The sequence below is a fragment of the Burkholderia cepacia complex sp. TUM26381 genome (genome assembly GCF_057439935.1).
Map to the genome: position 1 here is coordinate 76,981 of NZ_CM172008.1, position 22,481 is coordinate 99,461.

Annotated in this window: 19 protein-coding genes; 13 read left to right on the forward strand and 6 right to left on the reverse strand. The window is 65.6% G+C overall.

Going from position 1 to position 22,481, the window contains the following annotated elements; all coding sequences use genetic code 11:
- The first annotated feature begins 1 nt into the window (after position 1).
- Entirely contained in the window at positions 2-1,492 is a 1,491-nt protein-coding gene (locus ACWMMN_RS32535; protein ID WP_340625807.1) for an aldehyde dehydrogenase, read from the forward strand.
- A 23-nt stretch (positions 1,493-1,515) separates the two neighbouring features.
- On the opposite strand, the gene ACWMMN_RS32540 is transcribed toward ACWMMN_RS32535, so the two are convergent.
- From ACWMMN_RS32540 to ACWMMN_RS32550, 3 genes are all read right to left on the reverse strand, one after another.
- Positions 1,516-2,028 carry a DUF4262 domain-containing protein gene (locus ACWMMN_RS32540; RefSeq protein ID WP_486424316.1) on the reverse strand — a complete coding sequence of 171 codons (513 nt, stop codon included), beginning with the start codon at positions 2,026-2,028 and terminating at the stop codon, positions 1,516-1,518.
- Between the two features lie 124 nt (positions 2,029-2,152).
- Positions 2,153-4,006 (reverse strand): ABC transporter ATP-binding protein, encoded by a 1,854-nt coding sequence (locus tag ACWMMN_RS32545; RefSeq protein ID WP_486424317.1) that lies wholly within the window; start codon positions 4,004-4,006, stop codon positions 2,153-2,155.
- Positions 4,007-4,111: 105 nt separating this feature from the next.
- Positions 4,112-5,131: an alpha/beta hydrolase family protein gene (locus ACWMMN_RS32550; protein ID WP_174993601.1), complete on the reverse strand. Its 1,020-nt coding sequence runs from the start codon at positions 5,129-5,131 to the stop codon at positions 4,112-4,114.
- A 147-nt stretch (positions 5,132-5,278) separates the two neighbouring features.
- Here ACWMMN_RS32550 and ACWMMN_RS32555 point away from each other — a divergent pair, with 147 nt between their 5' ends.
- The gene (locus ACWMMN_RS32555) at positions 5,279-5,875 is read left to right on the forward strand and encodes a TetR/AcrR family transcriptional regulator (protein WP_486424318.1); all 597 of its coding nucleotides are present in this window, start codon (positions 5,279-5,281) and stop codon (positions 5,873-5,875) included.
- 33 nt (positions 5,876-5,908) lie between these two features.
- Here ACWMMN_RS32555 and ACWMMN_RS32560 read toward each other — a convergent pair whose 3' ends face one another.
- Complete coding sequence (locus tag ACWMMN_RS32560) at positions 5,909-6,721, reverse strand: DNA-binding transcriptional regulator (RefSeq protein WP_486424480.1); 813 nt, start codon at positions 6,719-6,721, stop codon at positions 5,909-5,911.
- A 164-nt stretch (positions 6,722-6,885) separates the two neighbouring features.
- On the opposite strand from ACWMMN_RS32560, the gene ACWMMN_RS32565 reads away from it, so the two are divergent.
- From ACWMMN_RS32565 to ACWMMN_RS32600, 8 genes are all read left to right on the forward strand, one after another.
- Positions 6,886-8,733, forward strand: coding sequence for a bifunctional 3-(3-hydroxy-phenyl)propionate/3-hydroxycinnamic acid hydroxylase (locus ACWMMN_RS32565; protein WP_486424319.1), 1,848 nt, complete (start codon positions 6,886-6,888; stop codon positions 8,731-8,733).
- 1 nt (position 8,734) lies between these two features.
- Positions 8,735-9,688 (forward strand): 3-carboxyethylcatechol 2,3-dioxygenase, encoded by a 954-nt coding sequence (locus ACWMMN_RS32570; RefSeq protein ID WP_059241151.1) that lies wholly within the window; start codon positions 8,735-8,737, stop codon positions 9,686-9,688.
- A 4-nt stretch (positions 9,689-9,692) separates the two neighbouring features.
- Positions 9,693-10,481 carry a 2-keto-4-pentenoate hydratase gene (gene mhpD / locus ACWMMN_RS32575; RefSeq protein WP_486424320.1) on the forward strand — a complete coding sequence of 263 codons (789 nt, stop codon included), beginning with the start codon at positions 9,693-9,695 and terminating at the stop codon, positions 10,479-10,481.
- Between the two features lie 17 nt (positions 10,482-10,498).
- Positions 10,499-11,446: an acetaldehyde dehydrogenase (acetylating) gene (locus ACWMMN_RS32580; RefSeq protein WP_486424481.1), complete on the forward strand. Its 948-nt coding sequence runs from the start codon at positions 10,499-10,501 to the stop codon at positions 11,444-11,446.
- A gap of 15 nt (positions 11,447-11,461) precedes the next feature.
- Positions 11,462-12,484, forward strand: coding sequence for a 4-hydroxy-2-oxovalerate aldolase (gene dmpG, locus ACWMMN_RS32585; protein ID WP_320205743.1), 1,023 nt, complete (start codon positions 11,462-11,464; stop codon positions 12,482-12,484).
- 58 nt (positions 12,485-12,542) lie between these two features.
- On the forward strand, positions 12,543-13,796 hold the full coding sequence (mhpT, locus tag ACWMMN_RS32590; RefSeq protein WP_486424321.1) for a 3-(3-hydroxy-phenyl)propionate transporter MhpT: 1,254 nt from the start codon (positions 12,543-12,545) through the stop codon (positions 13,794-13,796).
- A gap of 14 nt (positions 13,797-13,810) precedes the next feature.
- Positions 13,811-14,677 carry an alpha/beta fold hydrolase gene (locus ACWMMN_RS32595; RefSeq protein ID WP_486424322.1) on the forward strand — a complete coding sequence of 289 codons (867 nt, stop codon included), beginning with the start codon at positions 13,811-13,813 and terminating at the stop codon, positions 14,675-14,677.
- Between the two features lie 216 nt (positions 14,678-14,893).
- Positions 14,894-16,309, forward strand: coding sequence for an MFS transporter (locus ACWMMN_RS32600; RefSeq protein ID WP_486424323.1), 1,416 nt, complete (start codon positions 14,894-14,896; stop codon positions 16,307-16,309).
- A 99-nt stretch (positions 16,310-16,408) separates the two neighbouring features.
- On the opposite strand, the gene ACWMMN_RS32605 is transcribed toward ACWMMN_RS32600, so the two are convergent.
- Both ACWMMN_RS32605 and ACWMMN_RS32610 read right to left on the reverse strand, forming a co-directional pair.
- A complete protein-coding gene (locus tag ACWMMN_RS32605) occupies positions 16,409-17,335 on the reverse strand; it encodes an amidohydrolase family protein (protein ID WP_059241157.1) in 927 nt (308 codons plus the stop codon).
- A 625-nt stretch (positions 17,336-17,960) separates the two neighbouring features.
- On the reverse strand, positions 17,961-18,665 hold the full coding sequence (locus ACWMMN_RS32610; RefSeq protein ID WP_059241158.1) for a TetR/AcrR family transcriptional regulator: 705 nt from the start codon (positions 18,663-18,665) through the stop codon (positions 17,961-17,963).
- 127 nt (positions 18,666-18,792) lie between these two features.
- Here ACWMMN_RS32610 and ACWMMN_RS32615 point away from each other — a divergent pair, with 127 nt between their 5' ends.
- The 3 genes from ACWMMN_RS32615 to mhpA all read left to right on the forward strand — a co-directional run bounded on the left by ACWMMN_RS32615 (position 18,793) and on the right by mhpA (position 22,468).
- Positions 18,793-19,683, forward strand: a complete 891-nt coding sequence (locus ACWMMN_RS32615) for an alpha/beta fold hydrolase (RefSeq protein WP_059241159.1) — start codon at positions 18,793-18,795, stop codon at positions 19,681-19,683.
- 71 nt (positions 19,684-19,754) lie between these two features.
- Positions 19,755-20,708: a VOC family protein gene (locus ACWMMN_RS32620; RefSeq protein ID WP_486424324.1), complete on the forward strand. Its 954-nt coding sequence runs from the start codon at positions 19,755-19,757 to the stop codon at positions 20,706-20,708.
- Positions 20,705-22,468: a bifunctional 3-(3-hydroxy-phenyl)propionate/3-hydroxycinnamic acid hydroxylase MhpA gene (gene mhpA, locus ACWMMN_RS32625; protein WP_486424482.1), complete on the forward strand. Its 1,764-nt coding sequence runs from the start codon at positions 20,705-20,707 to the stop codon at positions 22,466-22,468. The genes ACWMMN_RS32620 and mhpA overlap by 4 nt, the downstream gene beginning before the upstream one ends.
- Positions 22,469-22,481 lie beyond the last annotated feature (13 nt).

Genomic DNA, 22,481 nt, shown 5'->3' on the forward strand with positions numbered 1-22,481 from the left:
CATGAATCAAACGACATTCGAAGACTGGCAGGCCCGTGCGGCCGTGCTGCGGATCGACGGACGCGCGTTCATCGACGGCGAAGCGCGCCACGCGCAGGCCGGTGCGACCTTCGCGTGCGCGAGCCCGATCGACGGTTGCGTGCTCGCGCACGTGGCCGATTGCGCGGCCGACGACGTCGACCACGCGGTCGCGGCGGCGCGCCGCGCATTCGATGCGCAAACCTGGGCCGGCACGAATCCGCGCGGCCGCAAGGCCGTGCTGCAACGCTGGGCCGCGCTGATGCGCGTGCACGCGGACGAACTCGCGCTGCTCGAGACGCTCGACACCGGCAAGCCGATCGCCGATACCACGGCGATCGACATCCCGGCCGCCGCGCATTGCGTCGACTGGTATGCGGAAGCGATCGACAAGGTCGGCGGCGAAGTCGCGCCGGCCGACCACCACCTGATCGGGCTCGTCACGCGCGAGCCGATTGGCGTCGTCGCAGCGGTCGTGCCGTGGAATTTCCCGCTGCTGATGGCCGCGTGGAAGTTCGCACCGGCGCTCGCGGCCGGCAACAGCGTGGTGCTCAAACCGTCGGAGAAATCGCCGCTGACCGCGATCCGCGTCGCGCAGCTCGCATTCGACGCCGGTATCCCGGCCGGCGTATTCAACGTCGTGCCGGGCGGCGCGGAGCCGGGCAGGGCGCTGGCGCTGCATCGCGATGTCGACTGCATCGCGTTTACGGGGTCGACCCGCACCGGGCAGCAGATCATGGCGTGCGCCGCGCAATCGAACCTGAAGCGCGTCTGGCTCGAACTCGGCGGCAAGTCGCCGAACCTCGTGCTGCCCGACTGCCCCGATCTCGACCGCGCCGCGCAGGCGGCCGCCGATGCGATCTTCTTCAACATGGGGGAAGTGTGCACGGCCGGCTCGCGCCTGCTCGTGCATCGCGACATCAAGGACGCATTCGTCGCGAAGCTGGTCGACGCATCGCGCCGCTTCGCGCCCGGGCATCCGCTCGATCCGGCGGTGACGATGGGTGCGATCGTCGATCGTGCGCAACTCGATCGCGTGATGGGGTATATCGGTCTCGGGCGTGACGAAGGCCGTCTGGTGACGGGCGGCAGGCGGGTGCGCGAAGAGACGGGCGGGTTCTATGTCGAACCGACGGTATTCGAGGTGAAGCCCGATGCGGCGATTGCGCGGGAGGAGATCTTCGGGCCGGTGCTGTCGGTGATCGTGTTCGACGACGTGGACGAAGCCGTACGCATCGCCAACGACACCGAGTACGGGCTCGCGGCGGCGGTATGGTCGGCGAACCTCTCGACCGCGCATGCGGTTGCGCGGCGCTTGCGGGCGGGCACCGTGTGGGTCAACTGCTACGGCGACGGCAGCGACGACCTGAACTTCCCGTTCGGCGGTTACAAGCTGTCGGGCAACGGCCGCGACAAGTCGCTGCATGCGCTCGACAAGTACACCGAGCTGAAATCGACGATCGTGCGGTTGTAGGCCGCGCGACGCCGCTGCGCCGGTCAGCGGCGATCGTCGGCCGGGACGAACAGGCGCGGCTGCGCGGCATTCAACGCGCCGTCCGCTTCCGGCCGCCACGGGAAAACCCCGTTGCGGTCGGGCCACAGCAGCTGGACGCACGGAAAGTCGTCGTTGCCGTAGAACCAGCGGTTCCAGCCGAGATGGGCTTCGTAGTGGGCTTGCTCGACCGGCATCAGCAGCGCGTTCGCGTTGCCGAAGACCGCGCCCGTGACTTCGCCGACCGGAGGCGGCGTGCCGGCCGCGACCATCCGGTAGACGTCCCACAGCACGTCATGGACGATGCGCGCCGGCATCGAGAACACGATGATTTCCGGAAAGCCGTGGTTGACCCACAGCCCGGTCGTGAACGAAAAGCCCGGGGCGTCTCCTTCCGAGAACACCTCCGTGCGGAACCACCCGTGCTGGCGAATCTGATGCACGAATCGCTGCTCGTCTTCCTCGAGCACCGAATCGGGCGCGTCGAGCGCAGTGGCGATATCCGGTCGTGTGGTCATGGGGGCTCCTGGATCGGCGTCGGACAACGGTGAGCCGGACGATCGCGCCCGGCCGGCGGGCCGGCGATCGCGGTCGAATCCGCCGGGCGAGCGCCGTGCCGCCATGGTGCCACAGCAGTCGCGCTTACTGTTCCGCGCCTTCCGCGTCCGCCGTTTCGCCGAGGAACCCGCCGCTCTGGTGCGCCCACAGCGCCGCATAAATGCCGCCCGCCTGCAGCAACTGCTGGTGCGTGCCTTCCTCGACGATGCGCCCTTCGTCGAGCACGATCAGCCGGTCCATCGCGGCGATCGTCGACAGCCGGTGTGCGATCGCGATCACCGTCTTGCCGCTCATCAGCGTGTCGAGGCTGCGCTGGATCGCGACTTCGACTTCGGAATCGAGTGCGCTGGTCGCTTCGTCGAGCACGAGGATCGGCGCGTCCTTGAGCATCACGCGTGCGATCGCGACGCGCTGCCGCTGGCCGCCCGACAGCTTCACGCCGCGCTCGCCGACCTCGACGTCGTAGCCGCTGCGCCCGTGACGGTCGCGCAGCCGGTCGATGAACTCGGACGCTTCGGCGCGCACGGCCGCGTCCTGCATCTCGTGCTCGGTCGCATCGGGCCGCCCGTACAGCAGGTTCTCGCGCATCGTGCGGTGCAGCAGCGACGTGTCCTGCGTGACCATCCCGATCGCGCTGCGCAGGCTGTCCTGCGTCACGTGCGCGATGTCCTGCCCGTCGATCCGGATCGTGCCGCCGCCGACGTCGTAAAAACGCAGCAGCAGGTTCACGAGCGTCGACTTGCCGGCGCCCGAGCGGCCGATCAGGCCGATCCGCTCGCCCGGCCGGATCGTCAGGTTCAGCCCGTCGAACACCGCGCGGTCGTTGTCCTCGTGTGCGAACTGCACGTTGTCGAACACGATCCCGCCGCGCTGCACCGCGAGCGCCTTCGCGTCGGGCGCGTCGACCACGCTGCGCACCTTCGTCAGCGTGTTGATGCCGTCCTGGATCGTGCCGACGTTCTCGAACAGCTCGGTCATCTCCCACATGATCCAGTGCGAGTAGCTCGACAGGCGCAGCGCCATGGCGATCACGGCCGCGACGACGCCCGCGCTCGCCTCGCCGTGCATCCACAAATACAGCGCGAGCCCGGCCGAGCCGATCAGCAGCAGCGTCGACAGCAGGTGATTGACGATCTCGAACGCGCTGACGAGGCGCATCTGCGCGTCGCCGGTGGCCTTGAACGCTTCCATCGCGCTCCGTGCATGGTCGGCTTCCCGCCGCGTGTGCGAGAACAGCTTCACGGTCGTGATGTTCGAATACGCATCGGTGATGCGGCCCGTCATCATCGCGCGTGCGTCGGCCTGCCGGCTGCCGACTGCGCCCAGGCGCGGCACGAAGTACGCGCACGCCGCGCCGTAGCCGAGCGCCCACAGCACGAGCGGAATCATCAGCCGCCAGTCGAAGCTGGCCGCCAGCACGAGAATGCCGATCAGGTAGGCGGTGACGCCGATCACGACGTCGACCGACATGAACAGCGCGTCGCGGACCGCGAGCGCGGTCTGCATGATCTTGGTCGTCACGCGGCCCGCGAACTCGTTCGCATAGAACGACAGGCTCTGGTCGAGCATCAGCCGGTGAAACAGCCAGCGCAGCCGCATCGGGAAGTTGATCGCGAGCACCTGGTGCTTGACCATCGTGTGCAGCGCGATCAGCAGTGCGCTGCCCGCGAGAATCGCCGCGAAGCCGGCGAGCGTGCCGAAGTGGCGGCCGCCGAATTCCGCCGGTGTCGACGTCGACAGCCAGTCGACCACGTGCCCCATCATCGCAAACAGCGCGGCTTCGTAGGCGGCCAGTGCGGCCAACGTCAGCGCGATCAGCAGGATCCAGCTGCGCGCGCCTCTCGTGCACGCCCAGACGAACGAGAAGAATCCCTTCGGCGGCGTGACGGGATCTTCGAGCGGGAAAGTCGGCAGGCGCCGTTCAAACCACGAATACATTGAGACCTCTCCTTGATGCGGCCACGCGGGTTGGCGCGACCGGTATTGCCTGATGCCTGTTTCATGCGCGGCGCCAGCCGAGGCGGCGCCGGGTTGCGCACGTGTTCACTGCGACCGGATCCACGCTTCGATCGGGCCGAGCGTACCCGGTGCATACGCGTGGCGCCCGAGCGCCATGTACAGCCAGGTCTTCCACTTCGGCCAGTCGGACTCGAGCTGGTAGTCGAACCAGCCGGCGCGCAGCAACGCATGCGTCGCCGCAGGCACCACGACGACGCGCCGGTCGGGCCGGTTCGCGAATGCGTGCGCATAGGTGTGCGCTTCGTCGACCGGGTCGACGTTGCGGTCCAGCGCACCCCACACGGCCAGCACGGGCCCCTGCATGGTTGCAAGCGCCTGTGACGCGTCTTCCGGGTAGTTGCGCGCGATGAAGCCGAAGCGGCGCGGCTCGATGTCCGGGCGCCGGGCCGGATCGGCCGGCACGTCCGCCCGGTCGAAGATTGCGTCGTTCTCGCGCCGCTCGGCGGCCAGTGTCGCATCGATTCGATCCGGCTGCAGGCCGGTTGCCAGGAGTCGCTGCCGGGTCAGGTAGGTGCCTTGCCGGCGCCAGCTGGCGGCGCCGCCGACGATCACCGAGAACGCCGGCCGGACTGCGTTCGCCACGCGCGGGACGACCCAGCCGCCCTGCGAGAAGCCGAGCAGGCCGATCTTGTGTGCGGGGCCGGCGACGGCGCGCACGCGCGCCATCGCGGCGATCGTTTCGTTCGCGCGGTCCTGCATCGATTGCGCAAGCCAGTCGCCGCCGCTGCGGCCGGTGCCCTGCTTGTCCCACGCGAATACACCGATGCCGGCGTCGAGCAGGCTGTTGACGAGCGGCAGCATCGCGTCGTCCGAGAAGCGCGTGCGCGGCCCGTCGCCATGCACGAGCAGCACGATCGGCGCATCGGGCGCGTGCGCCGGCAGCGCGAGCGTGCCGACGAGGTCGGCGCCGCCCGCGTGGAATGCGAGCGTCGACACGTTCGCACCCCTCAGTTCGAAATCGGACAGGCCGCGCAGCACGAGCGCGCCGGCCGCGACGCATGCGAACAGGACGAGTGCGATGCCGGCAACGGCGATGCGTTTCATTGGCCCTCTCTCTGGTGGTGTAAGCGCATGCCGCAGGCGGCCCATGCATGAGCACGATGCCTTGACGCCTGTGGTGCATCGCAATGATAATAGATCGACTAATCAGTCTAATAAATATTTGAGCCTTCGTCGAGCCCGGAGTTCCCGTTGAGAAAGATCGATCCTGAAAGAGTGGAAGCGAAGCGGCGCCAGATCCTGGACGCCGTGATCGACTGTTTTGCGCGCGACGGCTTCCATGCGACGTCCACGGCCGCGATCTGCAAGGCGGCCGGCATGAGCCCCGGCAACCTGTTTCACTACTTCCCGACCAAGGCGGCGATCATCGAGGCGATCGCGCAGGACGACCAGCGCGAGATGGCCGAGTTGTTCGCGCGGCATGCGGACGCCGACGATGCGCTGGCGGCAATCGAGGAGATTGCGCTGGCGTTGATGGAACTGTCGAGCGATCCCGTCTATGCGCGCATCAGCATCGAGACTGCGGCCGAGGCGACGCGCAATCCGGACGTTGCCGCGCTGTTCGCGGTCAACGAGGCGCAGGTGAAGGGGCGGATGGCCGCGCTGATCAAGCGCGGCGTGGCGCAGGGGAAGATCGACGGAAGCCTGAAGCCGGATCTCGTCGCGACGTGGGTGCTCGCGCTGGCGGAAGGAGCGGTCTGTCGCGTCGTGTTCGAGCCGGGATTCAAGCCGCGCACGCATCGCGCGATGCTGCGGACGATCATTCAGCGGATGTTGCGGCCCCAGTGAGGGTGGCTGCCGGGGATTCGCTTACGGATTCGCCTACGCCGATTGATGAGGGGGAGTCCCTGGTTCCTGCTTCAACGCCGCAGCAATTTCCATCGCCGTTTTCTGTAACTCGGGCACGTAGCGGCGCGTGGCGTCCGCGAGACTGACCGCGCGCGACAGGAAGACGATATTGAGACTCGCGATCACGCGTTCGTCTGCACTGATCGCGACAGCCACCGCACCGATTTTCGCCTGGGCGGCCCAGTCGCCGTGATTCGATCCGAAACCATCCTCGTGCACACGCCGGATCAGCTTGCGCACGAGCGCATCGTTTCTCGCGAACGCCTGTTGCTCTTCGCCGCCCGCGCCGGAGCGCAACAGTTCCAGAATGTCCTCGCGCTCCTCGTCGGGGCACATCGCGAAGTAGGCGCGGCCCGCCGCCGTCAGCAAGATCGGCAAACGCCGCCCGACCATCGCGCGATGAAACGACAGCCGGCTGAAGCGATGCGTCGTCTCGCGGATGATCATCGCGTCGCCATCGGGCGTGGTCAGATCGGATGGCCACGCAACGCGCTGCAGTAGCTGCCCCATGATCGGCGGCGCCACGGTCGCGATGCGCTCGGTATCGGTGAATCCCTCGCTCAACGAACGCACGGCGAGCGTCAGGCGGAAGCTGTCGTCCGATGTGCTGCGGCGCACGAACCCTTCCTCCATCAACGTTTCGAGCAGACGGCGCACCGTGGTGCGATGCAGGCCGGTCAGATCGGCGATCTGTTGACTCGTTGCGCGTCCGTCTTCCATCGCGTTCAGCGCGCGCAGCACCTGAAGGCCGCGCGCCAGTCCGCGCACGTTGGTGTAGGTTGTCACGTCAAAAATCCCATTGAAATCAATCATGTGCATTCTATGCACATTCTGGAGATTTTGTTGAGGGTGTTTTCGGCGGTCCATAAACTGCATTCATAAGCTGAACGACCGGGAGCCAGGCGCTTCGCCGGTTCAGCACATCGGACAAGCCCAGTCAGGAGACAAGCATGCGCCCCGCCTTTGAACCGGCGGCCGGCAACGGCCGCGCTCATCCTCGCGAAACGACACACCGTTCGATCGACGCCGATGTCGCCATCATTGGCGCAGGCCCGGTCGGCCTGATGATCGCGAACATTCTCGGCCTGCAGGGCGTGCGCGTCGCCGTGATCGAGAAGCTCGCGCAGATCATCGACTATCCGCGCGCCATCGGCCTCGACGACGAAGCACTGCGTGTATTCCAGTCGGTCGGCCTTGTCGACGCGCTGCTTCCGCACACCACGCCGAATCACTGGATGCGCTTCACGCTGAAAGGAAAGTGCTTCGCGTCGATCGAGCCGCGCACCGACGAGTTCGGCTGGCCGCGCCGCAATGCCTTCATCCAGCCGCTCGCCGATCGGATTCTGTATCGCGGTCTCGAGCGTTTCGATAATGTGTCGACGCTGCTTGGCCACGGCGTCGACAGCTTCGCGCAGGACGCGTGCGGGGTGACCATCGACGCGACCGACGCGCACGGCGTGAAGACGACGATCCGCGCCGCGTACATGGTCGGCGCGGACGGTGGCAACAGCCTGGTGCGCCGCACGCTCGACGTGCCGTTCGAAGGCCGCACGAAGCCGAATCAATGGATCGTGATCGACGTGCGCAACGATCCGATCGGCTCTCCGCATGTCTATCTGCATTGCGACGCGCGGCGTCCCTACGTGTCGGCGGCGCTGCCGCACGGCATCCGGCGCTTCGAATTCATGGTGATGCCCGGGGAGACGGAGGCGGAGCTGTCGAAGCCGGAGAACATGGCGGCGTTGGTGCGCGGGGTTGTCGACGATCCTGACAAGGTCGACTACATTCGTCAGCGGGTCTATACGCACAACGCGCGGCTCGCGAGCACGTTCCGCGTGAAGCGCATCCTGCTCGCGGGGGACGCCGCGCACATCATGCCGGTGTGGCAGGGGCAGGGTTACAACAGCGGCATTCGCGACGCGAGCAATCTCGGCTGGAAGCTCGCGATGGTCGTGAAAGGCACGGCGCACGACGCGCTGCTCGATACCTACACGATGGAGCGGCGCGCCCACGCGCGCTCGATGATCCACCTCTCGGAAGTCGCGGGCGACATCTTCGCGCCGACGAGCTTCTTCGGATCGAAAGTGCGCGACGCGTTCGTGCGCTGTTTCGACATGCTGCCTTCCCTGAAACGCTACTTCGTCGAAATGCGCTTCAAGCCGATGCCGCGCTATGAAGAGGGCGTCGTGCTTCTGGCGCGACGCGAGCGGTCCGAAGGCCTGCTCGCGCGCCTGATCGCGAAGCGGGGGCACGGCGCGTTCGGGCGGCTGGTCGGCCTGATGAGCGAGAAGCGCGAATCGCTGATCGGGCGGATGGTGCATGGCCGTGATGCGCAGGCGGGCACCCCCGTAGGCCGCATGTTCATCCAGCCGCGCGTGCGTCTCGCTGATGGCAGCATCGTCCGGCTCGACGATGCGATCGGCAATCGCTTCGCGATCGTGGGCTGGGGCACGGACCCGACCTTCGGCCTGACGCCCGAGGCGCGCCGCATCTGGAGCGCGCTTGGGGGATGCTTCGTGCTCGCGAAGCCCGACCCGCAGCTCGCCTTCCACGATGACGTGCCCGAAGACGTGATCGCCATAGGCGATGTCGACTCGCGCCTGCGCGACTGGTTCGCGCGCGTGCCGGAATCGGTCGTGCTGTTGCGGCCGGACCGCTTCGTGGCGGGCATGTGCTCGCCGCAATGCGTATCGGATTGCGTGTCGCAGCTCGCACAAAGGCTGTCGCTTCCGACGACAACGGGCGCGACGGCCAGCGACGCGACGTTCGCGCAAGCCGCCGACCTGGCAGGAGCCTGAGATGCCGATCCATCTCGAATGCATGTCGCACACGCCGCTGCACGGTTATTTCGATCCCGCGCCGGCAGTTGTCGCGGAAGTCGAGCGGGTGCAGCGCGCGGCGCGCGAGCGGGTCGACGCGTTCGATCCGGAGTTGGTGATCGTGTTCGCGCCGGATCACTACAACGGATTTTTCTACGACGTGATGCCGCAGTTCTGCATCGGCGTAGGGGCGACGGCTGTCGGCGATTTCGGCAGCGCGGCCGGCCCGTTGCCCGTCGCGCGCGATGTGGCGCTCGCGCTCGCCGATGCCACGCTCGCCAGCGATATCGACGTCGCCGTGTCGTATCGCATGCAGGTCGATCACGGCTGCGCGCAGGCGCTCGAGGTGCTCACGGGCGGCATCGACCGCTATCCGGTGGTACCCGTCTTCATCAACTCGGTTGCGCCGCCGATGGCGTCGTGCCGCCGCGCACGACTGCTCGGCGATGCGATTGGCCGTGCCGTCGCGCGCACGAACCGGCGCGTGTTGCTGATCGGCTCGGGCGGTATCTCGCATGAGCCGCCGGTGCCGGAAATCGCGGGCGCGGACGATGTCGTCGCGGAGCGGTTGATTGCGGGCCGCAACCCGTCGCCGGAATCGCGCGATGCGCGGCAATCCCGCACCGTCGCGGCGGCCAAGGCATTCGCGGCGGGTGACAGCCGCCTGCATCCGCTCAATCCCGCATGGGACCGCATGTTTCTCGGGCTGCTCGAACGCGGTGACATCACCGCCGCCGATGGCCTCACGAACGAAGCGATCACGCGTGATGCGGGCAAGTCCGCGCACGAGATCCGCACGTGGGTCGCCGCATTCGGTGCGCTTGCGGCGAGCGGCCCATACGCGGCATCGATCGATTACTACCGCGCGATTCCAGAATGGATCGCGGGCTTTGGCGCGATGCATGCGCGAGAACGGGCCCTTTCCAGGAGATAGAGCCATGTCGGATGACAACAGCATTGTTTCGATGGCCGCGCGCCTGCGTGAAGCGCAGGCCTCGCGCCGGCCGATCGCGCCGTTGCGCGATACGTGTCCAGAAGGCGACGCGACGCGCGCCTACGCGATCCAGCAGATCAACAACGACTTGCGCATGGCGAACGGCGAGCGGATCGTCGGCAGGAAGATCGGCCTGACTTCGCCCGCGGTGCAGAAGCAACTCGGCGTCGATCAGCCGGACTTCGGCGCGTTGTTCGCGTCGATGGCTTACGGCGACAGCCAGCCGATGCCGCTTGCCTCGTTGATCCAGCCGAAGGTCGAAGCGGAGATCGCGCTCGTGCTCGAACGCGACCTGACCGCCGAAAAACACACGTTCCCGGATCTGATCTCCGCGACCGCGTATGCGGTGGCCGCGATCGAGGTCGTCGACAGTCGCATCCGCGACTGGGACATCCGGTTTTTCGACACCGTGGCGGACAACGCGTCGAGCGCGCTGTTCGTGCTCGGTAGCCGGCCGGTCCTGCTGCGCGATATCGAGCTGACCGCGTGCGCGATGACGCTCACGCAGGACGGCGAAGTGCTTTCACGTGGCAATGGCGGCGCGTGCCTCGGCAATCCACTGAATGCGGCTGCGTGGCTCGCGGACCGGATGGTTCGCCTCGGCACGCCGCTGCGCGCGGGCGACATCGTGCTGACGGGCGCGCTTGGCCCGATGGTCGCGGTGAAGGCGGCCGGCACTTATACGGCGCATATCGAAGGGCTCGGCAGTGTGCGCGCCAGTTTCAGCGAATGACGGACGGAGACATTCCCATGGCAACAGACAACACCCGGTGCAAAGCGGCGATCATCGGATCCGGCAACATCGGCACCGACCTGATGATCAAGATCATGCGTCGCAGCAAGCATCTCGACGTCGCGGCGATGGTCGGCATCGATCCGGCCTCGGACGGCCTCGCGCGCGCCGCGAGGCTCGGCGTGGCGACGACGCATGAAGGCGTGGAAGGACTGACGCGCCTGCCCGTATTCGACGAGCTCGACTTCGTGTTCGATGCGACGTCCGCCGGTGCGCATGTGAAGAACGACGCGTTCCTGCGCACGCTCAAGCCCGGCATTCGCGTGATCGACCTGACGCCTGCTGCCATCGGCCCGTATTGTGTGCCGGTGGTGAACCTCGACGCGCATCTCGATGCGCCGAACGTGAACATGGTCACGTGCGGCGGACAGGCGACGATCCCGATGGTCGCCGCCGTGTCGCGGGTCGCAAAGGTGCATTACGCGGAGATCGTTGCATCGATCAGCAGCAAGTCGGCAGGGCCCGGCACGCGCGCCAACATCGACGAGTTCACGGAGACGACGTCGAAGGCGATTGAAGCGGTCGGCGGCGCCGGCAAGGGCAAGGCGATCATCGTGCTCAATCCGGCCGAGCCGCCGCTCATGATGCGCGACACGGTCTATGTGCTGTCCGAAGCGGCAGACCGGGCGCTGATCGAAACGTCGGTCAGCCAGATGGCCGCGGCGGTCCAGGCCTATGTGCCCGGCTATCGCCTGAAGCAATCCGTGCAGTTCGACGACATCCCCGCCGCTGCGCCGTTGCATATCCCCGGACTCGGCCATTTCAGCGGACTCAAGACCTCGATCTTCATCGAGGTGGAGGGCGCGGCCCATTATCTGCCGGCCTACGCGGGCAATCTCGACATCATGACTTCCGCCGCGCTGGCAACGGCCGAGCGCATGGCCGCGTCGCTTGTGAACGCCTGAAGCAAGGAGCACTCGATCATGGACAAGAAACTCTATATTTCCGACGTGACGCTGCGCGACGGCATGCACGCGATCCGTCATCAGTATTCGATTCAGAACGTGCAGGACATCGCCCGTGCGCTGGACGACGCGAAGGTCGACAGCATCGAGGTCGCGCATGGCGATGGCCTGCAGGGTTCGAGCTTCAACTATGGCTTCGGCGCGCACAGCGACCTGGAGTGGATCGAGGCAGTCGCCGACGTGGTGAAGCACGCGACGATCGCGACGCTGCTGCTGCCCGGCATCGGCACGATTCACGATCTGAAGGCCGCGTACGACGCGGGCGCGCGTGTCGTCCGTGTCGCGACCCATTGCACGGAAGCGGACATTTCGAAGCAGCACATCGAGTATGCGCGCAGCCTCGGCATGGACACCGTCGGCTTTCTGATGATGAGCCACATGACCACGCCCGACAACCTCGCGGCCGAAGCGAAGAAGATGGAAAGCTACGGCGCGACCTGCGTATACGTGGTCGATTCCGGCGGCGCGATGAACATGAACGACATCCGGGCGCGCTTCAGGGCGCTCAAGGCGGTGCTTCGTCCGGAGACCCGGACGGGCATGCATGCCCATCACAACCTGAGCCTCGGCGTCGCCAACTCGATCGTTGCGGTCGAGGAGGGGTGCGACCGCATCGATGCGAGTCTGGCGGGCATGGGGGCGGGAGCGGGCAATGCCCCTCTCGAAGTGTTCGTCGCGGCGGCCGAGCGCCTTGGCTGGCATCACGGCACCGATCTCCATCGCCTGCTCGATGCGGCCGACGATATCGTGCGCCCGTTGCAGGACCGGCCGGTGCGCGTGGACCGCGAAACGCTCGCGCTGGGCTATGCGGGCGTGTATTCGAGCTTCCTGCGGCATTCCGAAGTCGCGGCGAAGAAGTACGGCCTGAAAGCCGTCGACATTCTCGTCGAACTGGGCAAGCGACGCATGGTGGGCGGTCAGGAAGACATGATCGTCGACGTTGCGCTCGATCTGAAGAAGCGCGAAGCACGCGCCTGAACCATCCGTCATGCCACGCGCCATGAAGAGCGCTGCATCGTTCAACCTGGAGACATCATTGAAAACGTCAACGGCTTTCCCGCCGCGCGCCGGCGGCGCCATCACCATCGGCCTGTGCCTCGCGGTCGCGCTCCTCGAGGGGCTCGACCTGCAATCCACCGGCATCGCCGCGCCGCGCATGGCACGCGAGTTTCATCTCGCGGTCGCGCAGCTCGGCTGGGCATTCGGCATCGGCGCGCTCGGCCTGCTGCCGGGCGCGGCGATTGGCGGCAGGCTCGCGGATCGCATCGGCCGCAAGCGCGTGCTGATGATGTCGGTCGCGCTGTTCGGGATATTTTCGATTGCAACGACCCAGGTGTGGGATCTGCAGAGCCTGCTCGTCGCGCGCTTTCTCACGGGCCTCGGTCTCGGTGCTGCGATGCCGAACCTGATCGCGCTGTGCGCGGAAGCGGCGGCGCCCGGACAACGCAGCACGGCAGCCGGCGCGATGTACTGCGGCATGCCGTTCGGCGCGGCGCTCGCGGCCGTGATCGGCATCGTCAGCCCGGGCGCCGAGGGCTGGCGGCACATTTTCTATGTCGGCGGGATCGGGCCGCTGCTGACCTTGCCGCTGCTGGCGCTCTTCCTGAAGGAGTCGACGCACTTCGTCGCGGCGAGCCAGGCTGCGACCCGCGAGTCGAAGGACGGCATCGTGCGCGCGCTCTTCAGCGACGGGCGCGCGGTGACGACCATCGCGCTGTGGATCAGCTACCTGGGAACGCTGATCGTGCTGTATTTCCTGATGAACTGGTTGCCGTCGATGGTGCTCTCGCGCGGCCTCACACCGGTACAGGCAAGCATCGTGCAGATGATGTTCAACATCGGCGGCGGCGTCGGCGCGATCGTGATCGCAGGGCTGATGGATCGCATGGGCAAGCGGCCGGTCGTGGTCGGCATGTATGCGGGCATCGCGATTGCGTTGCTGGCGCTCGCCAGCGCGACGGGCAGCGTGTCGATGGCATGGGGCGGCCTGCTGGCGGGGCTGTTTCTCGTTGGCACGCAATCGGTGCTGTATGCGCTTGCCGGTGCAACGTATCCGACGCGGGTGCGCGGCACGGGCGTCGGCGCAGCGGTGGCCGTCGGCCGTGTGGGTTCGATGGTCGGCCCGCTGATCGCCGGGCAACTGCTGGCGTTGGGCCAGAGCGCGTCGATGCTGGTGATCTCGAGCATTCCGCTCATCGTGATCGCGGCGCTCGGTGCGCTCGCCGTGGTCGCGAAATCTCCGCGCGAGCCGGCCAACGGCTCGCACACACTTGGAACCGAATCGATCTGACGAAGGACATCGACATGACTGACACCGTGATACATACAGAGGCCGCGACCAGCAGGTTCGTGAACGTGATGGAAGGCGGCACGGAACTGCGCGTGCATTACAACGACACCGGCGCAGGGGCGGAAACGCTGGTGCTGCTGCACGGTTCCGGCCCGGGTGCGAGCGGCTGGGCCAACTTTTATCGCAACGTCGACGTATTCGCTCGCGCGGGCTACCGTGTGATCCTCGTCGACTGTCCCGGTTGGGGCAAGAGCGATTCGATCGTCTGCACCGGCTCGCGCTCCGACCTCAACGCGCGTGTGCTGAAGGGCGTACTGGATACGCTCGGCATCGAACGCGCACATCTCGTCGGCAACTCGATGGGCGGGCATAGCGCGGTGGCATTCGCGCTGTCGTATCCGGAGCGCGTCGGCAAGCTGGTGCTGATGGGCGGCGGCACGGGCGGCCCGAGCCAGTTCGTGCCGATGCCGACCGAAGGGATCAAGCTGCTGCAGGGACTGTATCGCGAGCCGACGCTCGAGAATCTGGAGAAGATGCTCAACGTCTTCGTCTACGACGCGAGCACGATGACGGAAGAGCTGATGCAGACGCGGCTCGAGAACATGCTTGCGCGGCGCGATCATCTCGAGAACTTCGTGAAAAGTCTGGCGGCCAATCCGAAGCAGTTTCCGGACTATGGTTACCGGTTGAACGAGATCAAGTCGCCCGCGCTCGTGATCTGGGGGCGCGACGATCGTTTCGTGCCGATGGATGTGGGCCTGCGGCTCGTGTGGGGCATGCCGAATGCTCGACTGCATGTATTCGGGCGATGCGGGCACTGGGCGCAGTGGGAGCATGCGGACGCATTCAATCGCATGGTGCTCGACTTTCTGCAAAACTAGGCGGGCCGGCACTCGCGATTGTCGCGGGTGCCGCGCCTCTTTCTTGCGGGCCGGTGATGGCCGCGGCACGTTCCGGGAAGCCGGGTTCATCGAGTTGCCCGGGTCGCGGAGTGCGTGCGTTCCGTTCGGTCTCTGACGGCTTGCGCTCAATGGAACCGGCAGGGCACGGACGTCCAGTCCGGTGCGTATGAGCACACGTCGAGAGATCGCGCGGTCTTGTGGCTGACGATTGCTCATGGTGTTGCCGCGATCGTTTGCGCAATCGAACGCCCGCTGTTTGTCTTCGCATTCGCCTGTTATCCGGCGCATCCGGCCAAATGGCCGCGCGCCGGCAACCCCATCGAGCGTCACAAGGAGTCGGACATGAGCGCAGCACCCAGAGAGGGCACAGGTGCCAGTGGGCCCAGCAAGCTGCAACTCGCCACCATCGTCGCAGGGGCAGCAATCGGCATGGCTTTGGGTTATGCCCCGGTATTCAATGCGACAGCCGGCGTATTCGCGCCCGTCGTGCTGCGTGAATTTCATTGGACGCGGGAACAGGCGGCCATGTCCTACGCGGCGTCAATGGGCGGGCTCGCTGCGGCGAGTCCGTTCATCGGCATGCTGATGGATCGTTTTGGCGTGCGCCGCGTGATTCTCGTCTCGGCAATCGCGTTCAGTCTTGCGGTGGCATGCATGGGGCTGCAGAGCGGCGCCATCGGCGCCTGGATTGCGCTGTCGCTGGTGATCGGTGTGTCGGGCGCCGCAACGTCGGTGCTCGGCTACCTTGCGATCCTGCCGCAGTGGTTCGACCGGCGCCTCGGGCTCGCGACGGGTTGCGCGATGGTCGGACTCGGTGTGGGCACGGCAGCCGCGCCAACGGTCACCCAGCACCTCATCGCGGCGTTCCACTGGCGCCACGCCTACCAGATCAGCGCGTGCGTGTCGCTCGCGGGCTCGCTCCTTGCCTATGCGCTGATCCGGGAACGAAAGGTGGCGCCGCGGCCACGAAGGGACGATCGCCCTGCCGACCTCGCCGGCGCGGAGCCGCCATTCTCGGCGGTCAAGCTCGGCACGATCGTCGTGGTCGCTTTTCTCGCTTCGAGTGCGACGCTGTCGCTCAATCCGCATTTGCCGGTGCTGTTGGCGGATCGCGGGTTGTCGCCCGGGGCGGCGGCGAACTGCGCGTCGCTGATCGGCGTCGGAATACTCATCGGGCGCCTGATTTCCGGTGCGCTGATCGATTACCTTCATGCGCCGCTGGTCGGCGCGGGTTTCCTGCTCGCCGGCGCGTTGGGGTACCTGCTGCTCATGAACGCAGCGTCCCTGCCATCCGTGCTGCTCGCGTGCGCCTGCATCGGCCTCGCGATAGGGGCAGAGGGGGACTTGCTGTCCTATCTGGTCCGCGCCTATCTGGGGCTGAGACGTTTCGGCCTTCACTATGGCATCGCGTTCGCGGGCTACGGTTTCGGCGCAGTCGTCGGCCCGCTCGTGGCTGGCCGCTACTTCGACCTGTATCGCAACTACGCGTTACCGCTCCGGCTCGCCCCGATCGTGCTGGTGATCGCAAGCGCGCTGCTCATCTCGCTCGGCAAATATCGCACGTTGCGATCAGGTCAACCGAAGGGCAGGCTCGCGAGCGCCGACACCTGAATGGAAGCGGCGGCAGCGGATAAGAATCCGTTGCCGACCGAGAGTCGACGCACACGAGAAAGCGGGGGGCCCCGGCATCCGGCGCCCCCAGCATTTTTCTTACGCCACCGCCAGTCGCGGGAACAGATGTTCCGCGTTACCGCGATAAATCGCGTGTCGCTGCGCTTCCGTCAGCGGAAACGCTTCGAGCATCCGGGTGAAATCGACCGACCGGTCCTTGTTGGCATACGGCCAGTCGCTCCCGAACGTAATCCGGGATGGATCGGCGAATGCAAGCAACGCCGGTAGCGCGTAGGGGCTGCTCGAGAGCGCCGTGTCGAAGTAGTAGCGCCTGAGTCGCGCCAGGCCGCCCTCGGTGCTGTTGTCGGGCGACACAACACGCGCAATTCGCTGTGCTGCGTAGGGGACAAACCCGCCTGCGTGCGACAGGATGAATTTCACGTCAGGAAAGCGTTCGAGCCAACCGGCTTTCGCAATGTTGATCGCCGCCCGAGTCGTGTCGAGAAGAAAGTCTGCCGCATACGGGGGAATCCCGGGCACCGGCTCGCAGGGTAGATCGCCAGGGTGGATGAAGACAACTGCCTGACGCCGGTTCAGCTCTTCGAACAGCGGCGCCCAGGATTCATCACCGAGGTACGTGCCTCGTACGCTGCTGATCAGCACCACGCCGTCCGCACGGAGCGTATCCATCGCATAGGCTGCCTCCGCGATCGCGCCTTCGACATCCGGTAGCGTCAGGGTCGCGAAGAACCCGAAGCGGCCGGGGTGTCGCGAGACAACGGAGGCGGTGAATTCGTTGACCTCACGTGCTTTCTCGCGCGCCTCGATGTCATCGCCAAGATGAACCCCCGGCGTCGATACCGAGAAAATGCCCGTCGCCGTACCTTCCGCTTCCATCAGATCGAGCGCCCCTTCTTCGCTCCAGTGCGGGATCGGAAGACCTCCCGCCGTGATGCCGCGACTTTCCAGCCATGCTGCGTAGGCGGGCGGCACGATGTGATGGTGTGTATCGATTTTCGTGAGCATGTCGCATCTCCTGCTTGTGTGGCGCGACGCGAGGTTGTCGCGCGCTCTGTGGATCCTCCGCACCAGTCTAAGGACGCCATCGGGACCGTCAAATTATTCTCCGGCGTGTGCAAGGAATGCACCGACAAACCGCTTTCGGTGTCGGTCGGCGACCGCGACGGAGGGGGACGATGGGGGGGCGATGCGGGGAAAATCGACGTGACGACGGCATGAGAGCGGTGGAGCGATGCCGATCGCTTGCCCGTTCTTGCTGTCCGATGTTTTGCCGGTGTACGCGATGGCAGGCCGTTCCGGTTCGCGGGCCCACGCTGCGATCGATGATTGCGGCAGTTCATCGGGGTGGCCTGCCGTCGTTTGCGTCAGGTCCAGCCGCTCTCGGTTCGATTCAGGCTGCGTACGACGGGCTGGTGGATCCGTCAGGACGAACGGGGAATGCCACGGATGCGCGAAGCAATGGGCGCCCGCGAATGGTGGCGCATGGATGGCAGGGTTGGTGACGCTGTCTGGTGCGAACAATCCATCTGCACGAAACGTTCGCGTCGAATTCGGGCAACGCGTTCTTTCTCACCGGCCTGTGTCGCCCCGATCGGCTGCTCCGCCCGATGGCGTGCCGTGAGGCGGTCGATCACGGCCGGGCGTCGGGCTGCTTCGCCGCACGCACACGCCCTCGCTCCAGCAGGGACGTTTCAGGCGGCATGACCAGCGTCAGTTCGTCAAGCACGAGCCGCCGCGCTTCCTCTCCATCGACACCCAGGCCGCGCAGAATCGCGGCAACGATCTGTTCGGGCGATTCGGCCACCTCACCGTTTTCGGTGAATCGATGAATCGTCGTGAGCGCAGTTCCGGCAATCATGTCGAGCGCCAGCTCGACCGTCACGCCCTGAAATCGGCCGGTCGCCAGGCCTTGCTGGATGTGGACCGGCAGGTACACGTAGATCAGGCTGCTCGGGCCGACGGCATGGACGCCAGCTGCCGAAATGAAGCGTGCAAGCAGCGGATAGGCACGTGCGGCATACAGAAACATCCGGACGCCGCACGCAATTCTCCGGGCCGGATCTTCGTAGGCGCCCACGACCGTTTCGATCAGGCGGAGCAACTCATCGTTGAGCTCCTGCGTCACCGCTTCGAGCAGTTCCTCATTGGTACGGAAGTAGTTGTAGAAGGTGCCTTGCGACACATCGGCGGCCGCAATGACGTCCTGGATGACACTGGCGCCAATCCCTTTCTCGGCAAAAACGAGCATCGCGCTTTCGATCAGCCGCGCGCGCATCCGTTCGCGGCGCTGCGCAGCAACACGGGTCCGATGATCAATGGTCGTGGATTCACTCATGTGCCGATTATACGGTGCGGCTTACGGACGCCCGACCGGGAGCTAGGTAAAAACGAGAGTATTGTCATAATGACATTAATCTCATTACAATGAATCACACCTAGCGAAATCAGGAGCAGTCGACGCCATGGACACCCCCTCCATCACGCACGCAATGCGCCAACGCACCGTCAAGGTCGGCGCACGGCACGTTTTTCTATCGGAAGCTGGCGAAGGGCCCGCCGTACTGATGCTGCATGGCGGTGGCCCGGGCGCATCGGGCCTCTCGAACTACGCGCGGAACATCGACGCGCTCGCGCGCCATTTTCGGGTGCTGGTGCCCGACATGCCCGGGTTCGGCCAGTCCACGAAAGGCGTCGACCGCAACGATCCATTCGGAGATCTCGCGGAAGGCATGCTCGGCATGCTGGACGCGCTCGGGATCCCGAATGCGCACGCCATCGGGAATTCGCTCGGCGGAGCCTGTGCGCTTCGCATGGCGCTGGAGCGCCCTCAAGCGGTGGGCCGGCTCGTGTTGATGGGCCCCGGCGGCGTCAATACGACGCGTCAGGTTCCCACGCCCGGCCTCAAACGGTTGCTGAACTATTACAAGGACGATGGCCCGAGCCTCGAGAAGCTCACGACGTTCATTCGCGGCGATCTCGTGTTCGACGGCAGTCTCGTGCCGCAGTCGATGATCGAGGAACGCTTTCGGGCCAGCATCGACCCGGCCGTCGTCGCGAGCCCGCCTTTGCTGGGCCCCAAGGGCATCCCGAAGTTCAGCAATCTCGACTTCACGCGGGATGCGCGACTGGCGTCCGTGCGCAACCCGACGCTCGTTTTGTGGGGCGTGGATGACAAGGTCAACCGGGCCAGCGGCGCGTACGCGCTCCAGAAGCGCATGCCGAATTGCGATGTCTACCTGTTCAGCAATACCGGACACTGGGTGCAATGGGAGCGGTCGAACGAATTCAACGCCGCCGTGCTGGCATTCCTTGCGCAGGGCGATGCGACCGCACGCGTCGTCGCTGCCCGCTGATCGAGGGTGATGTCATGCCGACAATCGTTAGTGCGCGGTCACCCACGAGCAGCTTGTTCGGTCGTGTTCGGATGGGCTATCTGCTGGCCGAATCGGCCCGGCTTCGCGAATGGACGAAATTCGCGTCGGAAGGCCTGGGGCTGCACGTCGATACGCCCGATCCACGCGTGGTCGCATGCCGCATCGACTCGCACGACCGGCGTTTGATCATCCGTGCCGGCACGGCCGAAGATGTCATTGCCATCGGATGGCAGCTCGACGACCGCGAGGCGCTTGAGGTTGCCGTCGCACGAATCTCCGCTCGCGGGGTGCGTGTAGAGGAAGGGAGCAAGGAAGAAGCGGCCTTGCGCGGCGTGAAGCGATTCTGGTTCTTCGCCGGGCCGAAGAAACTGCGCACGGAACTGTTCACGGAACCGGTCATCAGCGAACTTCCGCTGCGCATGAGTGCGACGGGCTTTGTGACGGGCGCGTCGGGGATGGGGCATGTCGCCGTCACGACCCGACAACCGGAGGTGATGCAGCAGTTCTGGAAAGACGTGTTCGATGCGCGCCTTTCCGACGAAATCGAAGACAGGATGCAAGGCCTGAATCTTGACTTCGCGTTTCTCCGATTCAACGAACGACATCATTCGTTCGCGACTGCATCGACACGTGGGATCCGCCTGAATCCGCTGCGCACGCAGATTCACCACATGAATCTTCAATGCGCATCCCTCGACGATGTGACGCAAGCCTACCTCAGGTGTCGTGCGATGGGCTATCCGATCGCGAATGCAATCGGCCAGCATCCCAATGACCGTGAACTCTCGTTCTACGTTCAGACGCCATCGGGCTTCGAGATCGAGCTCGGCTGGAACCCGATCGTGGTCGATGAGCAAACGTGGCGTCCGGCGATTTATCAAGGCATCAGTCTATGGGGCCATCGTCCGGAAAACCTGAGCCTTGGCGTGCGGTTGGGGCGCGTGCGTCGCGCGCTTGCATCGCTGACGCGTCCGGAATTTTCTGTACAAGGAGAACGTTCATGAACGGAGCGCATCCGAATGATGCGTGCGATGTCGCGATCGTCGGATTGGGGCCGACCGGCCTCGTTCTCGCGCACATGCTCGGCCAGGCCGGCCACCACGTCGTCGTGCTGGAGCGCGAACCCGTGTTCTACGGTAACGCGCGAGCGGTATACACCGACGACGAGTGCATGCGGATTTTCCAGCATCTCGACGTGGCCGACGAGATCCAGTCGCGGATGATGATGGAGACGCCCGTCCAGCTCGTGCGGCGCGACGGCACGCCGATCACACAATACATGCCGCGCAAGCGTCCGTTCGGCTGGCCCGTGATCAACTTCTTTTACCAGCCGTACCTGGAAACGACGCTGGCCGAGACGCTCGCACGTTATCCGAACGTCGACGTGCGACGGGGCCGCGAAGTCGTTGACTTCGCTCAGGATGCCGACGGCGTGAGCGTCACGCATCAGGCGACGCGCGAAGCGCGGTTCAGCGACAGTCACGATGCGCGCGCGCGCGTGGCAGGCGATCCCGATATCGGAACCCTGCGGGCGCGCTATCTGGTCGGCGCCGACGGCGGCCGGAGCGTCGTTCGCACGAAGCTCGGGATCGAGATGTCGGGCAAGAGCTTCCCCGAGCCGTGGCTCGTCGTGGACCTCGAACGCAAGCCCGGAACGGACGCGTTGCGACATCTGCCGTACTTCAACTTCGTCGTCGACCCGAAGCTGCCGGTCGTGAGCTGCGTTCAACCCGGAAAATTCCACCGGTTCGAATTCATGTTGATGCCGGGCGAAACGAAGGAAAACATGGAGCGGCCGGAGACGGTCCGGAAGTATCTGTCGCTGTTCGTCGACCCCGATCAGTTCGTGATCAAGCGCAAGCTCGTCTATACGTTCAACGCGCTGATTGCGTCGAAGTGGCGGGTCGGACGCGTGCTGCTCGGCGGCGATGCCGCTCACATGACGCCGCAGTTCATGGGGCAGGGTGCGAGTTCCGGCGTGCGCGACGCGTACAACCTCGGCTGGAAGCTCGATCTCGTCTTGCGCGGCCTCGCGGCCGACACGCTGCTGGACACGTACCAGTCGGAACGGCATGCGCACGCGAAGGCGATGATCGACACGTCCGTCCTGCTCAAGAACGTCGTATCGGCACGCAGTCTGTCCGCCACGCTGGTGCGGGACACGTCCCTCGGCATCATCCGGGCCATACCGCCGCTCAGGCGCTGGCTCGAGGGGGGCGGCTTCAAGCCGATGCCCGTCTATCGAAAGAACGCATACCTGGGTTTGCCGCGCCGTCGCCGACGTGGCCCGGAGGGCGCGTTGATTCCGCAACCCGAGGTGCGTCTTTTCAACGGTGACCGGAAGAAACTGGACGACCTGCTCGGACACGGCTTTTCGCTGATCGGATTGAACGTCGATCCCTCCCGCTGCGTGGACGATGTGTCGCGGGCAACGCTCGGCGCACTGTCGGTACGCAGCGTGACGATGTACGCGTATGGCGGCCGCCCGCAAGGGCTCGAAGGCGTCAATCGGGACAACGTGATCGAGGTCGCAGAAGTCGAGGATATCGGTGGCGAGATGATCGCGTGGTTCAACAAGGCGGGATTCAAGACGCAGGCGGTTGCGGTACTGAGACCCGACCGCTTCGCCTTCGCCGTCGTTCCCGTCGGCGAGCTCGACAGGACCATTCGCCAACTGCGGGAGCGGCTCGGATTCGGAGCCGGCGCAGGCGATGGATTCACCCGCATGTCAAAGACGGCACCGGCCGTCGCGCAAGCGGCCTGACCCACGATTTCAC

Coding starts and splice junctions, on each gene's coding strand:
- ACWMMN_RS32610 (WP_059241158.1), bottom strand. CDS start 18,665: ATGAGTGAATCCACGACCATTGATCATCGGACCCGTGTTGCTGCGCAG.
- ACWMMN_RS32580 (WP_486424481.1), top strand. CDS start 10,499: ATGGCAACAGACAACACCCGGTGCAAAGCGGCGATCATCGGATCCGGC.
- ACWMMN_RS32595 (WP_486424322.1), top strand. CDS start 13,811: ATGACTGACACCGTGATACATACAGAGGCCGCGACCAGCAGGTTCGTG.
- ACWMMN_RS32565 (WP_486424319.1), top strand. CDS start 6,886: ATGCGCCCCGCCTTTGAACCGGCGGCCGGCAACGGCCGCGCTCATCCT.
- ACWMMN_RS32535 (WP_340625807.1), top strand. CDS start 2: ATGAATCAAACGACATTCGAAGACTGGCAGGCCCGTGCGGCCGTGCTG.
- ACWMMN_RS32615 (WP_059241159.1), top strand. CDS start 18,793: ATGGACACCCCCTCCATCACGCACGCAATGCGCCAACGCACCGTCAAG.
- mhpA (WP_486424482.1), top strand. CDS start 20,705: ATGAACGGAGCGCATCCGAATGATGCGTGCGATGTCGCGATCGTCGGA.
- ACWMMN_RS32570 (WP_059241151.1), top strand. CDS start 8,735: ATGCCGATCCATCTCGAATGCATGTCGCACACGCCGCTGCACGGTTAT.
- ACWMMN_RS32605 (WP_059241157.1), bottom strand. CDS start 17,335: ATGCTCACGAAAATCGATACACACCATCACATCGTGCCGCCCGCCTAC.
- ACWMMN_RS32620 (WP_486424324.1), top strand. CDS start 19,755: ATGGGCTATCTGCTGGCCGAATCGGCCCGGCTTCGCGAATGGACGAAA.
- ACWMMN_RS32540 (WP_486424316.1), bottom strand. CDS start 2,028: ATGACCACACGACCGGATATCGCCACTGCGCTCGACGCGCCCGATTCG.
- ACWMMN_RS32550 (WP_174993601.1), bottom strand. CDS start 5,131: ATGAAACGCATCGCCGTTGCCGGCATCGCACTCGTCCTGTTCGCATGC.
- ACWMMN_RS32545 (WP_486424317.1), bottom strand. CDS start 4,006: ATGTATTCGTGGTTTGAACGGCGCCTGCCGACTTTCCCGCTCGAAGAT.
- mhpD (WP_486424320.1), top strand. CDS start 9,693: ATGTCGGATGACAACAGCATTGTTTCGATGGCCGCGCGCCTGCGTGAA.